This window comes from Pseudomonas sp. 10S4 (assembly GCF_034344865.1).
Classification (GTDB): Bacteria; Pseudomonadota; Gammaproteobacteria; order Pseudomonadales; family Pseudomonadaceae; genus Aquipseudomonas.
This window is the reverse complement of the sequence record NZ_CP133774.1, coordinates 1,778,009-1,792,418: the sequence shown is the minus strand read 5'-3', so window position 1 is coordinate 1,792,418 and position 14,410 is coordinate 1,778,009. Positions and strand designations below refer to the sequence as shown.

Genomic DNA, 14,410 nt, shown 5'->3' with positions numbered 1-14,410 from the left:
CTGCGTAGGATAACACCGCACCTTGCTCCACCGCAGTTGACGAAGATCATGGTTAGGAGTCCGATAGGGAGCTTCGCGCTACACCTCTAAAAGCTAAGACCTAAGGAGAGTTCTGATGGCAAAGCGTATCCAGTTCCGCGCCCATGGCGGCCCCGAAGTGCTCGAATATGTCGATTACGAACCCGCCGAGCCCGGCCCGCAACAAGTGCGCGTGACCAACAAGGCTATCGGCCTGAACTTCATCGACACCTATTTCCGCAGCGGCCTCTATCCGCCGCCGGCACTGCCGTCGGGCCTGGGCTCGGAAGGCGCGGGCGTGGTCGACGCCGTCGGTAGCGAAGTCACCCGCTTCAAGGTCGGCGATCGCGTGGCCTACGGCAGCGGCCCATTGGGCGCCTACAGCCAGGTTCACGTATTACCCGAAGCCAACCTGGTGCGCCTGCCCGACGCGATCAGCTTCGAACAAGCCGCCGGTGTGATGCTCAAGGGCCTCACCGTGCAGTACCTGTTGCGTCAGACTTATGAACTCAAGGGTGGCGAAACCATCCTGTTCCACGCCGCTGCCGGCGGTGTCGGTTCGCTGGCCTGCCAGTGGGCCAAGGCGTTGGGCGTGAAGCTGATCGGTACGGTCAGTTCACCGGAGAAAGCTGCACTGGCCAAGGCCAACGGTGCCTGGGCGACCATCGATTACAGCCACGAAAACGTCGCACAACGGGTGCTGGAATTGACTGACGGGAAAAAAGTCCCGGTGGTGTACGACGGCGTGGGCAAGGACACCTGGCTGACGTCGCTGGACAGCGTTTCGCCTCGGGGTCTGGTGGTGAGTTTCGGCAATGCGTCGGGCGCGGTGGACGGGGTGAACCTGGGGATTCTGTCGGCGAAGGGTTCTCTGTACGTGACCCGGCCAACCCTGGCGACCTACGCCAACAATGCCGAAAACCTGCAACGCATGGCGGATGAATTGTTCGAGATGATCATCAGCGGCAAGTTGAAGGTGGACATCAGCCAGAAGTATCCATTGGCTGAAGCGGCGAAGGCGCAGACCGAGTTGTCGGCGCGGCGTACCACGGGGTCGACTGTTTTGTTGCCGTAACGCCTAACTGTGGCGAGGGAGCTTGCTCCCGATGGGCTGCGAAGCGGCCCCGCTTCTCCCTAAAAAGAACGGGACTGCTGCGCAGTCCAGCGGGAGCAAGCTCCCTCGCCACAGGTCACCTTGGTCTCAATCCGGGCGCACCACATGCCCAGTCGCCACATCACGAATCACACTCGGATTCTTGCGCCCACCCAGATTGCCACCCATCACCAGATCAAGCTGCCCGCGGAAATACTGTTCGATGCGAATCCGCGTCCGCGCCGCCGGCCGGCCCTGTGGGTTAGCGGACGTCGACACCAGTGGCCCGACCACTGCACACAAATCCCGCACCAACGGGTGATCGCTGACCCGCAGCGCTACCGTTTCATGCACGCCGGTAATCCATTGCGGCAACAGATTCTGGTGCGGCACCAGCCAAGTGTTCGGCCCCGGCCAGGTGCTGGCCATGCGGTCCATCCACAGTTCCGGGAAGTCGTCGAACAGGAAGTCGAACTGGCGAATGTTGTCGGCCACCAGAATCAGGCCTTTACCCACCGATCGGCCCTTGATCATCAACAGACGATCCACCGCCTCTTCGTCCCAAGGGTCGCAGCCCAGGCCCCAGACTGCTTCGGTTGGGTAGGCAATCACCGCTCCTGCGCGAATTGCTTGTGCGGCTTGCTGCACACGCCAACTGTTGACCATGAAAAAACTCTCCAGAATAAGGCTCTGCGCAGTTTACCGATCTTCCTTATAAAACCTAGCTCACCCTGGCAAACCAGCGCCCGCTTTCGCAGGTCGCCCGGCCATCCATTTCCAGCTCCGTCAACGCCGCCAGCACTTTCGGCAACGCCCAGCCACTGCTGTGAGCCAACGCCTCACTGGTGTGGGGCGCCGCGTGGAGCAACATGAGTAATGGATGAGTCGTCGACGGAGCGGCCATGGATAACGGCAATTGCTGCCAGCCACGCAGGGCTTCGAGGATATGCTCGATGGTTTCCACCAGCATCGCCCCGTCGCGGATCAGTTGATGACAGCCTTTGGCGCCGGGGTGGTGGATCGAACCTGGAATCGCGTACACCTCGCGTCCCTGTTCTGCGGCGAGCCTGGCGGTAATCAACGAACCACTGGCGACACTCGCCTCGACCACCAGCACGCCGAGGGACAAACCGCTGATGATCCGGTTTCGCCGGGGAAAGTTGCTGGCGGTGGGGCCGGCGTCCAGCGGGAACTCCGAAAGCACCGCGCTACCCGAGGCAATCATGGCGTCCGCCAGCCGTCGGTTGCGCTGTGGATAAAACTTTTCAAGACCCGTGCCAAGCACACCTACCGTTTGCCCGCCAACGTCCAAAGCCGCCTGGTGCGCCGCGGCGTCGATGCCCAGGGCCAAACCGCTGGTGATGACGAATCCGGCACCGGCCAGGCTGCGGGAAAATGCAGCAGCCGTGTCCATCCCCGGCCTCGACGCGCGGCGACTGCCGACCATCGCCAGTTGCGGCTTTTCCAGAATGCCTGGATCCCCGGCGACAAATAACAGCGGCGGCGCATCGCTGATTTCCGCCAGCAATGCCGGGTAGTCAGGCTGGTCCCACATCAGTAAATGCTGGCCCGGGCGCTCTAGCCAGGCCAATGCGTGGCTTGCTCCGTCGCGGATTTCATTGCTGCGCCGGGCTTCCGCGCAGGCGACGGGCAAGCCCAGCGAACGCCAGGCGCTGGCCGGCGCACTGATGGCTTTTGACGCTGAGCCAAAAGCTTCCAGCAGTTTTTTAAATCGCGCAGGTCCGAGTTCGGGCAAGCGATGAAGACGTAAGCGAGCCTCCAGTTCCGCAGGGGAAACCGGTGTAACAGCAGAGAGCGACATGGATCATCCTTGATCGTTATGAGCCCCGTTCAAACGGGAATAAGCTGTGGATAACTCTGTTGGTAACTTGTGGAGCAGGCTAAGGATTTCGCACCTTATCCATCACCGCCAAGGAACGCGTTGCCCTGAGGACCAAACCGTAACTAAGTTTGTCGTAGGTACGGAAAACCATCAGCAAACCGGCACGTTCATCGGGAATTTTCAACGGTTGGCCCGTCACACGGTCACGCACGGTTTCGCCGGTTTTCATCACCACCAGCACGTTGCCTTCGGCCAGACCGTCCCGCTGGCCCTTGTTCAACGTGACCACGTCCATCGCACCAATCTGCGTGACGCCGCGTGGCACATCGATAATCAAGCCGTTGATTTCGCTTTTGGGTGCACTGGGCATGAAGGTCGAGTTGATCGCCCGTTCCTCGCCGGTGAACAAACGGTCGCCGAGGCGCACTTCCTGGGTGGTGCGTTGCAGCGCCAGCGTGGCGACGTCGCCTTCGGTCGCGATAATTTCACCGCCTCCGATGTCGTCGGCGTTGATCCCCAGGAACTCCTTGCTCTGCGGATCGGTGTAAACCTTGCCCTGGCGGAAGATGCCGTACACCGGTTGGTTCGGGTCGAAATGCCCGCGAGCGAAGATCCGGTCACCCGTGCCGCTGAGCACCCGTTCCGCATCGCCCGCGACGATGTACGGCGCCTTGTCGAAGTCCTCGACCTTGTCGACGATACGGTTGCTCAGCAGAAAGCTGTTGATCGATTGCAGCGGAATGCTCGGGATCGCGTCGGCCACCGGGCTGCTACGGATGCGTGGCGACAGTTTGATGGTGCCGCGGGACTCGCCGCGATTGAGGGTCAGGCGTGGCTGGCCATCGACGTAGGTCAGGGTCAGCAAATCGCCCGGATAGATGAGATTGGGGTTTTGGATCTGCGGGTTGACCTGCCAAAGCTCGGGCCATTTCCACGGTTCCCGGAGGAATTTCCCGGAGATGTCCCAAAGTGTGTCCCCCCGTACCACCGTGTATTGCTGCGGAAAACCTTCCTTGAGTTGCACTTGCCCGTGCGCCAAACCGGCCGAGGCCAGAAGGAGCAAGGCGAGTAGTGATTTCCTCATGCGGTGAATCCCTTTATTATGTGCGTTCGCGTAAAACGCCAGAGCCCCCGTGGCTCGCTCCTGGCTCTTCTCGAAGAAGGGAGCTACGTTTTACAACGGTAGCCTGCATCTTCGGACCCGCCAGGCCATCGACCCGACTTTACCTCACATGTGCAGCAATTAAGCTTATGGCCATTTTAGACATCCTCGAATTTCCCGACTCGCGCCTGCGCACTATCGCCAAACCTGTGGCCGTAGTGGACGACGAAGTGCGTCAGTTGGTCGATGACATGTTTGAAACAATGTATGAAGCGCCAGGCATCGGCCTCGCCGCGACCCAGGTCAACGTGCACAAACGTATCGTCGTGATGGACCTCTCCGAAGACCGCAGCGAACCACGGGTGTTCATCAACCCCGAGTTCGAAACCCTGACCGACGAGATGGAGCAGTATCAGGAAGGCTGCCTCTCGGTGCCGGGCTTCTACGAAAACGTCGATCGTGCGCAGAAGGTCAAGATCAAGGCCCTGGACCGCGACGGCAAGCCTTACGAACTGATCGCCGAAGGCCTGCTCGCCGTGTGCATCCAGCACGAATGCGACCACCTCAACGGCAAGTTGTTCGTCGACTACCTGTCCAACCTCAAACGCGACCGAATCAAGAAGAAACTGGAAAAGCTCCATCGCCAGAACGCTTGATGCCCTCCTTTCAAAGGCTTGCTGCGGCAAGCCTTTTTCTTTGCGAGACCTTCTTCATGACTGAGCCACTGCGCATCGTCTTTGCCGGCACCCCGGAATTCGCCGCCGAACACCTCAAGGCCCTGCTCGCCAGCCCTTACGAGATCATCGCGGTCTACACCCAACCGGACCGTCCGGCGGGCCGCGGGCAAAAGTTGATGCCGAGCCCGGTCAAGCAGTTGGCTCTGGAAAACAACATTCCGGTGCTGCAACCGCCGACCCTGCGCAACGAAGACGCTCAGGCTGAACTGGCCGCATTGAAGCCGGATTTGCTGGTAGTGGTCGCCTACGGCTTGATCCTGCCGCAAGTGGTGCTGGATATTCCACGCCTGGGTTGCATCAACAGCCACGCGTCCTTGCTGCCACGCTGGCGCGGTGCGGCGCCGATCCAGCGACGCCGTTGAAGCGGGCGACGAGCGAAAGCGGCGTGACCGTGATGCGCATGGAACTGGGCCTCGACACCGGGCCGATGCTGTTGAAAGTCACCACGCCAATCACCGGTGAAGACACCGGCGGCAGCCTCCACGACCGTCTGGCGCAAATGGGCCCACCGGCCGTGATCCATGCGATTGCCGGCCTCGCTGCCGGCACCCTGGAAGGCGAAGTGCAGGACGACAGCCTCGCCACCTATGCTCACAAATTGAACAAAGATGAAGCGCGCATCGACTGGAGCCGCCCGGCGGTTGAGCTGGAACGCCTGGTCCGCGCCTTCAACCCATGGCCGATCACCCACAGCACGCTAAATGGCGAAGCGCTGAAAGTGCTGGCCGCGAGCCTCGCCGAAGGGCAGGGCGCGCCAGGTGAAATTCTCAGCGCCAGCAAGGACGGCTTGATCGTCGCTTGCGGTGAACATGCTCTGTGCCTGACCCGCCTGCAATTGCCCGGCGGCAAGGCGCTGAACTTCAGCGACTTCTTCAACAGTCGCCGTGAGAAATTCGCCGTCGGCACCGTGCTCGGTCACGTGGCGGACGCTCAATGAACCCGCGTCTGGCCGCCGCCAAGGCACTTGCCGCTGTTCTTAACGGAAAAGCCTCACTCAACAGCTCCCTGCCGACGCAAATGGACAAGGTCGAAGACCGTGATCGCGGCTTCACCCAGGACCTGGCGTTCGGCACCGCGCGCTGGCAGCCGCGTCTGTCGGCGCTGGCGGCCAAGTTGTTGCAGAAGCCATTCAAAGCCGCCGATGCCGATGTCGAGGCGTTGTTGCTGGTTGGCCTCTATCAACTGCTCTACACCCGCGTCCCGGCCCACGCCGCCATCGGCGAAACCGTCGGTTGCGCCGACAAGCTGAAGAAGCCTTGGGCCAAAGCTTTGCTCAACGCTGTGCTGCGTCGCGCCCAACGGGAAAGCGAAGCGCTGCTGGCGGAGCTGGAGCACGACCCGGTGGTGCGCACCGCTCACCCGCGCTGGCTGCAAAAATCCCTGAAAGCCTTCTGGCCGCAACAGTGGGAAGCCATTTGCGCGGCGAACAACGCCCACCCGCCGATGATTTTGCGGGTCAACCGTCGCCATCAGACCCGCGATGCGTATCTCGGGTTGCTGAGTGACGTGGGCATCGCCGCCAGCCCCTGCGTTTACAGCCGCGATGGCATCATCCTCGAAGCCGCCACCGACGTGCGCAGCCTGCCGGGTTTCGCCGAGGGCTGGATCAGCGTGCAAGACGAAGCCGCACAACTGGCCGCCGACTTGCTGGACCTGGCGCCAGACCAACGGGTGCTCGACGCCTGCTGCGCGCCGGGCGGCAAGACTTGTCACATCCTTGAAGCCGAGCCGGCACTGGCCGGCGTCGTCGCCGTGGACCTGGAAGCCAAGCGTCTGGTGCGGGTGCGGGAAAACCTCGCACGCCTGGGCCTGAGCGCCGAACTGATCGCCGCCGACGGCCGTGACACCGCGACCTGGTGGGACGGCAAGCCGTTCCAGCGCATCCTGTTGGACGCGCCATGCTCGGCCACTGGCGTGATCCGTCGTCACCCGGACATCAAACTGACGCGCCAACCCGACGACATCGCCGCGCTGGCGGTGCTTCAGGGCGAATTGCTCGATGCCATGTGGATAACTCTGGAAGTGGGCGGGATTCTGCTTTACGCCACCTGCTCCACGTTGCCGACCGAGAACACCGAAGTCATCGAAGCCTTCCTCGCTCGCACGCCGGGCGCCCGTGAACTCGACCTCGCCATTACGGCGGGGATCAAACAACCTCATGGTCGCCAATTGCTGGTCCAGGAAGGCGGTCACGACGGGTTCTACTACGCCAAGCTGATCAAGATTGCCGCTGCGCGCGGATAACCGGATTTCAAGGGAGTGACTGGATGAAGATCATCATCCTCGGCGCCGGGCAGGTCGGCGGTTCGCTGGCGGAACACTTGGCCAGCGAAGCCAACGACATCACCGTGGTCGACACCGACGGCGAACGCCTGCGCGACCTCGGTGATCGGCTGGACATCCGCACCGTGCAGGGCCGCGCCTCGTTCCCGACCGTGCTGCGCCAGGCCGGCGCCGACGACGCCGACATGCTGGTGGCGGTGACCAACAGCGACGAGACCAACATGGTCGCCTGCCAGGTCGCCCACACCCTGTTCCATACCCCGACCAAGATCGCCCGGGTCCGCGAAGCCGCTTACCTCACGCGCGGCGGGCTGTTCAACAACGACGCGATCCCCGTTGATGTGCTGATCAGCCCGGAACAAGTGGTCACCAACTACATCAAGCGCCTGATCGAACATCCCGGTGCCTTGCAAGTGATCGACTTCGCCGAAGGCAAGGCGCAACTGGTGGCGGTGAAGGCCTATTACGGCGGTCCGTTGGTGGGGCAGCAACTGCGGCAGTTGCGCGAACACATGCCGAACGTCGAAACCCGCGTAGCGGCGATTTTTCGGCGCGACCGGCCGATCCTGCCCCAGGGCGATACGGTGATCGAGGCCGACGACGAAGTGTTTTTCATCGCCGCCAAAGCGAACATTCGCGCGGTCATGAGCGAAATGCGCCGCCTCGATGAAAGCTACAAGCGCATCGTCATCGCCGGCGGCGGGCAGATCGGCGAACGTCTGGCCGAAGCCATCGAAAGCCGCTATCAGGTGAAGATCATCGAGATGAACCCGGCACGTTGCCGCTACCTCTCGGACACCCTCGACAGCACCGTGGTGTTGCAGGGCAGCGCGTCGGACCGCGACTTGCTGCTGGAAGAGAACATCGCCGACGCCGACATCTTCCTGGCCCTGACCAACGATGACGAAGCCAACATCATGTCGTCACTGCTGGCCAAACGGCTGGGCGCGAAGAAGGTGATGACGATCATCAACAACCCGGCTTACGTGGATTTGATCCAGGGCGGCGACATCGACATCGCTATCAGCCCGCAACTGGCGACCATCGGCACCTTGCTGGCTCACGTGCGCCGTGGCGATATCGTCAGCGTGCACTCACTGCGCCGTGGCGCGGCGGAAGCCATCGAGGCGATTGCCCATGGCGATGCGAAGTCGAGCAAGGTGATTGGCAAGGCGATCGAGAATATCGGGTTGCCGCCGGGCACCACGATTGGCGCGATTATTCGTGATGAAGAAGTGATCATCGCCCATGACGATACAGTGATCGAAACCGGCGACCATGTGATTCTGTTCCTTGTGGATAAGAAGCATATTCGGGATGTGGAGAAGCTGTTTCATGTGGGGCTTAGCTTCTTCTGATCCGATATTTGCGCTGGCCGGGCGGGCCTCTTCGCGAGCAAGCCCGCTCCCACATGTGATTTCGACCGTACATCAAACCTGCGTTCACTGTAGATCTACTGTGGGAGCGGGCTTGCTCGCGAAGGCGGCCTCACTAAAACAGATCAACTCCTGACCCACCTCGACAAGGAATCCACTGATGATCGAATCCCTGGAAAAAATGCTCGCCAAGGGTGTGGATAACGCCTTGCTGCGGCTTCGGCCTCGGCAAGGGTTATCTGGATCTTGGGGAAAACGCGAAAGCGGCGGAGCATTTCCAGCGTTGCGTCGAGTTCGATCCGAAGTATTCGGCGGCGTGGAAGCTGTTGGGCAAGGCGCACTTGGCGCTGGCAGATTTTGCGGCGGCACGTCAGGCGTGGGAGCAAGGCCTGGAAGCCGCCCGCGCTCATGGCGATAAGCAGGCAGAGAAGGAAATGACGGTGTTTCTGAAGAAGCTTGAGCGTCAGGCTCGCTAATCAGAGATAGCGCAGGCCAATCCCTTCGGCATCCACCAGCACCACTTCCATGCGCACTCGCGGCGCGCCTGTGGGTAAACCTTGCACCTGGCCGAAGACCACCGTGCCCTTGGGCAAGGCCGACAGGGTCGGGTGCTTGACGTACACACCCGTCGTCGAGAGGTTACGGGTTTGCCCCAGGCACTCGCCGAAGCTTTCGTGACTGATTTTGATGCGAAATGATTTGCGGTGGTCGGACATCTTCTGCGCCCTTGATTGAACCTGTTGTGGATAATTTTGACCTACAAGAAATTATCCACAGATCGTGCCATTAACGTCAGTACCAGCGCTCTTCGCCGAGTGGACGCTTCTTGAAACGCTTCATGCTCCACATGTATTGGCTCGGATAAGCCCCGACATAGCGCTCGACCACCTTGCTCATGGCGGCACAGGACGTCTCGGTATCCGTGCTGTACATGGCTTCGGGCGCGGCTTCGAGGATCACTTTGTACCCCGAACCATCCGGCAGCCGCAGGGCATGCAGGAACACGCCGACCGCTTTGCCGCCGGCGAGCATGTTCGGTACAAACTTGCTGGTCAATGCCTGGGTGGCGAAGAACGGCACGAAGATCCCGGCGGATTCGGCCGGTTCCGGGTCAGCGGGGATGCCCACTGCACCACCTTTGCGCACTTCCTTGATGACGCTGAGGATGCCTTCCTTGGTGGAAGCGGCCACGCGGTTACCCAGCTGTACGCGCTGCTTGCGCAGCAAATCGTCCACAGCCTTCAACTTTGGCGGACGATAGAAGATGATCGGTTTGCACTGGCTGCAATAGAAGTGGTTCAACACTTCCCAGTTGCCCAGGTGGCTGGTGATACCGACCACACCTTTGCCGGAGGCGAGGGCGTCCTTCAATACGTCGAGGCCTTCGACTTCACGCACCAGGTCGATGGAGCGCTGGGCCGGCCAAATCCAGGCGCAGGCGCTTTCGGTCAGGGACTTGCCGATGTCGCTGAGGCTCTGGCCGACCAGGCGTTCACGTTCGGCCGGGTCCATCTCTGGAAAGCACTTGGCCAGGTTGATCCGCACCACATCGCGGGAACGGTTGGGGGTTTTCCACATCACCCAGCCAATGGCCGAGCCCACCGCCTGCACTGCCCGCCACGGAAGCAGGGCAAACAGCCGCAGAGCGCCTACCAGCAAGGCGCCTTTAAACTTATCCACAGGTCACTCCTGATCTTGTGCTGTGTGCGAGGCGGCCATTCTAACCGCCGTTCGCCAGCACCGCGTAGCGATCGCAATCCTGGGTGTGGTCCATGACCATGCCCGAGGCCTGCATCAGCGCGTAACAAATGGTCGGGCCGACGAACGTGAAACCAGCCTTTTTCAGGCCTTTGCTCATCTCCACAGCGACCGATGTCACGGCCGGCACCTGGCTGCGATCCTTGAAATGATTGATCACGGGTTTACCGCCAACGAACGACCAGAGAAACCCCACCGGGTCCTCCAGCGCCAGCCAGGCCTGGGCATTGCGCCGGGCCGCGTTGAGTTTGAGACGGTTGCGGATGATGCCGGGGTCAAGCATCAATTCAGCGATTTCCGCGTCGCTCATCTGCGCCACACGTTGCACGTCAAAGCCGAACAACACCTCGCGATAACGCTCGCGTTTGCGCAGCACAGTGATCCATGAGAGGCCGGCCTGGAACCCTTCGAGCAAAAGCAACTCGAACAATCCCTGCGCATCGCGTAGCGGCGTGCCCCACTCCTGATCGTGATAAGCCATGTATAGCGGATCTTCGGAACACCAAAAGCAGCGTGGCATAAGGCTCCAGGGGGCGTGCGCAGCAACGAATCGGGTATACTCCCGCTCTTTAAATCGCAGCCCAAGAAACAGGTGAATTTCGTGAGCCAGCCTACGCCAGCCGTGCGTACCTTCCAAGACTTGATCCTCGCCCTCCAGCAATACTGGGCCGAGCAAGGTTGCGTGGTACTTCAGCCCTACGATATGGAAGTAGGCGCCGGCACTTTCCACACAGCCACGTTTCTGCGCGCCATCGGCCCGGAAACCTGGAACGCCGCTTATGTGCAGCCCAGTCGTCGCCCGACTGACGGCCGCTACGGCGAAAACCCGAACCGTCTGCAGCACTACTACCAGTTCCAGGTAGTCCTGAAGCCGAACCCGGACAACTTCCAGGAACTGTACCTGGGCTCCCTCAAGCACGTCGGTCTGGACCCGTTGGTCCACGACATTCGCTTCGTCGAAGACAACTGGGAGTCGCCAACTCTGGGCGCCTGGGGTCTGGGCTGGGAAGTCTGGCTCAACGGCATGGAAGTGACGCAGTTCACTTACTTCCAGCAAGCGGGCGGCATCGAGTGCTACCCGGTGACCGGCGAGATCACCTACGGTCTTGAGCGTCTGGCCATGTACCTGCAAGGCGTGGACTCGGTCTACGACCTGGTCTGGGCTGACGGTCCGATGGGCAAAGTCACCTACGGCGACGTGTTCCACCAGAACGAAGTCGAGCAATCGACCTACAACTTCGAACACGCCAACGTCGAGAAGCTGTTCGAGCTGTTCGATTTCTACGAAAGCGAAGCTAAACGCCTGATCGAACTCGACCAGCCGCTGCCATTGCCGAGCTACGAAATGGTGTTGAAGGCCTCCCACACCTTCAACCTGCTGGATGCGCGCCGGGCGATCTCGGTGACTGCACGTCAGCAATACATTCTGCGTGTACGCACCCTGGCGCGTTCCGTTGCGCAAGCCTACCTGCTGGCTCGCGCCAAGCTGGGCTTCCCGATGGCGACCCCGGACCTGCGTGATGAAGTGTTGGCTAAGCTGGAGGCTGCACAATGAGTGCTCTGGATTTCCTGGTTGAATTGGGCACCGAAGAACTGCCACCTAAAGCCCTGAACACCCTGGCCGACGCGTTCCTGGCCGGTATCGACAAGGGCCTGCAAGCCGCTGGCCTGAGCTACGAAGCCAAAACCGTCTACGCCGCACCGCGTCGTCTGGCTGTACTGATCACCGCGCTGGATATTCAGCAGCCGGATCGCAGCATCAACCTCGACGGCCCGCCACGTCAGGCCGCGTTCGATGCCGAAGGCAACCCGACTCAAGCAGCCTTGGGCTTCGCCAAGAAGTGCGGCGTCGACCTGAGCGAAATCGATCAGAGCGGTCCAAAACTGCGTTATAGCCAGAGCATCGCCGGTAAACCGACCGCGAGCCTGCTGCCGACCATCGTTGAAGATTCCCTGAACGACTTGCCGATCCCGAAACGCATGCGCTGGGGTGCTCGCAAGGAAGAATTCGTTCGCCCGACTCAGTGGCTGGTGATGCTGCTCGGTGACCAGGTCATCGATTGCACGATCCTCGCCCAGAAGGCCGGTCGCGATTCCCGTGGTCACCGCTTCCACCACCCGCAAAGCGTACGCATCACCGCGCCGGCCAATTACCTGACCGACTTGCGTGCTGCCTACGTATTGGCCGATGCCAACGAGCGTCGCGCAATCATCAGCAAGCGCACCGAAGAACTCGCGACCTTGCAGGAAGGCACGGCAATCGTCCCTCCAGCCTTGCTCGACGAAGTGACCGCGCTGGTTGAATGGCCGGTGCCGCTGGTGTGCTCGTTCGAGGAGCGTTTCCTCGATGTGCCGCAAGAAGCCCTGATCACCACCATGCAGGACAACCAGAAGTATTTCTGCCTGCTGGATGCCGACGGCAAGTTGCTGCCCCGTTTCATTACCGTGGCCAACATCGAAAGCAAAGACCCGCAACAGATCATCGCCGGTAACGAGAAAGTGGTTCGCCCACGCCTGACCGACGCCGAGTTCTTCTTCAAGCAAGACAAGAAGCAGAAACTCGAAGACTTCAACCTGCGCCTGCAAAACGTGGTGTTCCAGGAAAAACTCGGCAGCGTCTACGACAAGGCCGAGCGTGTTTCCAAACTGGCCGCGTTCATCGCGCAGCGCATTGGCGGCAACGCGGCATGGGCTTCCCGTGCCGGCCTGCTGTCCAAGTGCGACCTGGCGACCGAGATGGTCGGTGAGTTCCCGGAGATGCAAGGTGTCGCCGGTTACTACTACGCCCTCAACGACGGCGAGCCGCAAGAAGTCGCCCTGGCACTGAACGAGCAGTACATGCCGCGTGGTGCCGGTGCTGAACTGCCGACCACCCTGACCGGTGCGGCCGTGGCCATCGCGGACAAGCTCGACACCCTGGTCGGCATCTTCGGCATCGGCATGCTGCCAACCGGTAGCAAAGACCCGTACGCCCTGCGCCGTGCAGCCCTGGGCGTGTTGCGCATCCTGATCGACAAGAAGCTCGAGCTTGACCTGAACGACGCCGTGGCCTTCGCCGTGAACGCGTTCGGCGCCAAGATCAAGGCTGCCGGCCTGAACGAGTCGGTGCTGGAGTTCATCTTCGACCGTCTGCGTGCCCGTTACGAAGACGAAGGTGTGGACGTCGCGACTTACCTGTCGGTACGTGCCCTGAAGCCGGGTTCGGCGCTGGACTTCGATCAGCGTGTGCAAGCGGTTCAAGCGTTCCGCAAATTGCCGGAAGCCGCCGCTCTGGCCGCCGTGAACAAGCGTGTTTCGAACTTGCTGAGCAAGGCCGAAGGCTCGATTCCGTCGGTGGTGGAAGCCAAGTACTTCGACAACGCCAACGAGTTCTCCCTGTATTCGGCGATCCAGCAGGCGGACCAAGCTGTCCAGCCGATGGCCGCTGCGCGTCAGTACAGTGAATCGCTGGCGCGTTTGGCTGCCTTGCGCGAGCCGGTGGATGCGTTCTTCGAAGCCGTGATGGTCAACGCGGATGACGCCAAAGTGCGCGCCAACCGTTATGCCCTGTTGTCCCGCTTGCGTGGGCTGTTCCTCGGCGTCGCCGACATTTCGCTGCTGGGGTAAGACTGTTTGAAACTGCTGATTCTCGATCGGGACGGGGTGATCAACTATGACTCCGACGCTTACATCAAATCGGTGGAGGAGTGGATTCCACTCCCCGGCTCGATCGAAGCCATCGCGCAGTTGAGCAAGGCCGGCTGGACGGTAGCGGTTGCTACCAACCAGTCGGGCATCGCTCGCGGCTATTACGACATCGCCACCCTGGACGCCATGCACGAGCGCTTGCGTTCGTTGGTGGCGGAGCAGGGCGGTGAAGTCGGGCTGATCGTCTACTGCCCGCACGGGCCGGACGAAGGCTGCGATTGCCGCAAGCCGAAACCCGGGATGTTGAAAACCATCGCCGCGCATTACAACGTATCGCTGACTAATCTATGGTTCGTCGGCGACAGTCTCGGTGACCTGGAAGCCGCCAAAGCCGTCGATTCTCAGCCAGTTTTGGTAAAGACCGGAAAAGGCGAAAAGACTCAGGGCAAGACCCTGCCGGTAGGCACCTTGATTTTTGACGATCTGGCGGCGATTGCCGCAGAACTTATCCACAATTAGAGTGCTTCGATTGTTCCGATTAAGGATTGATCGGGAGTGCGCTTTATATAGACG

At 60.9% G+C, this 14,410-nt stretch carries 13 protein-coding genes and 2 pseudogenes; 9 read left to right on the top strand and 6 right to left on the bottom strand.

All coding sequences use genetic code 11. The annotated features are described in order from the left end of the window. Positions 1-115: 115 nt before the first annotated feature. Entirely contained in the window at positions 116-1,093 is a 978-nt protein-coding gene (locus tag RHM58_RS08410) for an NADPH:quinone reductase (RefSeq protein ID WP_322270079.1), read from the top strand. Between the two features lie 126 nt (positions 1,094-1,219). Here RHM58_RS08410 and RHM58_RS08405 read toward each other — a convergent pair whose 3' ends face one another. The 3 genes from RHM58_RS08405 to RHM58_RS08395 form a co-directional block, all read right to left on the bottom strand. After that, on the bottom strand, positions 1,220-1,777 hold the full coding sequence (locus tag RHM58_RS08405) for an L-threonylcarbamoyladenylate synthase (protein WP_322270078.1): 558 nt from the start codon (positions 1,775-1,777) through the stop codon (positions 1,220-1,222). A gap of 55 nt (positions 1,778-1,832) precedes the next feature. Beyond that, entirely contained in the window at positions 1,833-2,933 is a 1,101-nt protein-coding gene (gene dprA / locus RHM58_RS08400; RefSeq protein ID WP_322270077.1) for a DNA-processing protein DprA, read from the bottom strand. Between the two features lie 79 nt (positions 2,934-3,012). Beyond that, positions 3,013-4,038, bottom strand: coding sequence for a LysM peptidoglycan-binding domain-containing protein (locus RHM58_RS08395; RefSeq protein WP_201199253.1), 1,026 nt, complete (start codon positions 4,036-4,038; stop codon positions 3,013-3,015). A gap of 167 nt (positions 4,039-4,205) precedes the next feature. Between RHM58_RS08395 and def the strand changes: the two genes are divergently transcribed. The 5 genes and pseudogenes from def (at position 4,206) to RHM58_RS08370 (ending at position 8,928) form a co-directional block, all read left to right on the top strand. Beyond that, complete coding sequence (def, locus tag RHM58_RS08390; protein WP_201199252.1) at positions 4,206-4,712, top strand: peptide deformylase; 507 nt, start codon at positions 4,206-4,208, stop codon at positions 4,710-4,712. A 56-nt stretch (positions 4,713-4,768) separates the two neighbouring features. Further along, a pseudogene (fmt, locus tag RHM58_RS08385) lies at positions 4,769-5,730 on the top strand (methionyl-tRNA formyltransferase). After that, entirely contained in the window at positions 5,727-7,037 is a 1,311-nt protein-coding gene (gene rsmB / locus RHM58_RS08380) for a 16S rRNA (cytosine(967)-C(5))-methyltransferase RsmB (protein WP_322270075.1), read from the top strand. The pseudogene fmt and the gene rsmB overlap by 4 nt, the downstream one beginning before the upstream one ends. A gap of 23 nt (positions 7,038-7,060) precedes the next feature. After that, complete coding sequence (gene trkA / locus RHM58_RS08375) at positions 7,061-8,434, top strand: Trk system potassium transporter TrkA (RefSeq protein ID WP_322270073.1); 1,374 nt, start codon at positions 7,061-7,063, stop codon at positions 8,432-8,434. A 175-nt stretch (positions 8,435-8,609) separates the two neighbouring features. Continuing rightward, a pseudogene (locus RHM58_RS08370) lies at positions 8,610-8,928 on the top strand (tetratricopeptide repeat protein). Here the strand turns inward: RHM58_RS08370 and RHM58_RS08365 are convergent. The 3 genes from RHM58_RS08365 to tag form a co-directional block, all read right to left on the bottom strand. After that, a complete protein-coding gene (locus RHM58_RS08365) occupies positions 8,929-9,168 on the bottom strand; it encodes a PilZ domain-containing protein (protein ID WP_201199248.1) in 240 nt (79 codons plus the stop codon). Between the two features lie 76 nt (positions 9,169-9,244). Then, complete coding sequence (locus RHM58_RS08360) at positions 9,245-10,132, bottom strand: lysophospholipid acyltransferase (protein ID WP_201199246.1); 888 nt, start codon at positions 10,130-10,132, stop codon at positions 9,245-9,247. A 40-nt stretch (positions 10,133-10,172) separates the two neighbouring features. Then, on the bottom strand, positions 10,173-10,730 hold the full coding sequence (gene tag, locus RHM58_RS08355; protein WP_201199244.1) for a DNA-3-methyladenine glycosylase I: 558 nt from the start codon (positions 10,728-10,730) through the stop codon (positions 10,173-10,175). Positions 10,731-10,811: 81 nt separating this feature from the next. Between tag and glyQ the strand changes: the two genes are divergently transcribed. From glyQ to gmhB, 3 genes are read left to right on the top strand one after another with little or no spacing between them, the layout of a single operon-like run. Continuing rightward, positions 10,812-11,765, top strand: coding sequence for a glycine--tRNA ligase subunit alpha (gene glyQ / locus RHM58_RS08350; RefSeq protein ID WP_008155694.1), 954 nt, complete (start codon positions 10,812-10,814; stop codon positions 11,763-11,765). Continuing rightward, complete coding sequence (glyS, locus tag RHM58_RS08345) at positions 11,762-13,816, top strand: glycine--tRNA ligase subunit beta (protein ID WP_201199242.1); 2,055 nt, start codon at positions 11,762-11,764, stop codon at positions 13,814-13,816. Before glyQ ends, glyS begins: the two co-directional genes overlap by 4 nt. A gap of 6 nt (positions 13,817-13,822) precedes the next feature. Then, entirely contained in the window at positions 13,823-14,356 is a 534-nt protein-coding gene (gmhB, locus tag RHM58_RS08340; RefSeq protein ID WP_322270072.1) for a D-glycero-beta-D-manno-heptose 1,7-bisphosphate 7-phosphatase, read from the top strand. Positions 14,357-14,410: the final 54 nt, after the last annotated feature.

Excerpts from the sequence above, each read along its gene's own strand:
- RHM58_RS08410 (WP_322270079.1), top strand. The coding sequence starts at position 116 with ATGGCAAAGCGTATCCAGTTCCGCGCCCATGGCGGCCCCGAAGTGCTC.
- RHM58_RS08405 (WP_322270078.1), bottom strand. The coding sequence starts at position 1,777 with ATGGTCAACAGTTGGCGTGTGCAGCAAGCCGCACAAGCAATTCGCGCA.
- dprA (WP_322270077.1), bottom strand. The coding sequence starts at position 2,933 with ATGTCGCTCTCTGCTGTTACACCGGTTTCCCCTGCGGAACTGGAGGCT.
- RHM58_RS08395 (WP_201199253.1), bottom strand. The coding sequence starts at position 4,038 with ATGAGGAAATCACTACTCGCCTTGCTCCTTCTGGCCTCGGCCGGTTTG.
- def (WP_201199252.1), top strand. The coding sequence starts at position 4,206 with ATGGCCATTTTAGACATCCTCGAATTTCCCGACTCGCGCCTGCGCACT.
- rsmB (WP_322270075.1), top strand. The coding sequence starts at position 5,727 with ATGAACCCGCGTCTGGCCGCCGCCAAGGCACTTGCCGCTGTTCTTAAC.
- trkA (WP_322270073.1), top strand. The coding sequence starts at position 7,061 with ATGAAGATCATCATCCTCGGCGCCGGGCAGGTCGGCGGTTCGCTGGCG.
- RHM58_RS08365 (WP_201199248.1), bottom strand. The coding sequence starts at position 9,168 with ATGTCCGACCACCGCAAATCATTTCGCATCAAAATCAGTCACGAAAGC.
- tag (WP_201199244.1), bottom strand. The coding sequence starts at position 10,730 with ATGCCACGCTGCTTTTGGTGTTCCGAAGATCCGCTATACATGGCTTAT.
- glyS (WP_201199242.1), top strand. The coding sequence starts at position 11,762 with ATGAGTGCTCTGGATTTCCTGGTTGAATTGGGCACCGAAGAACTGCCA.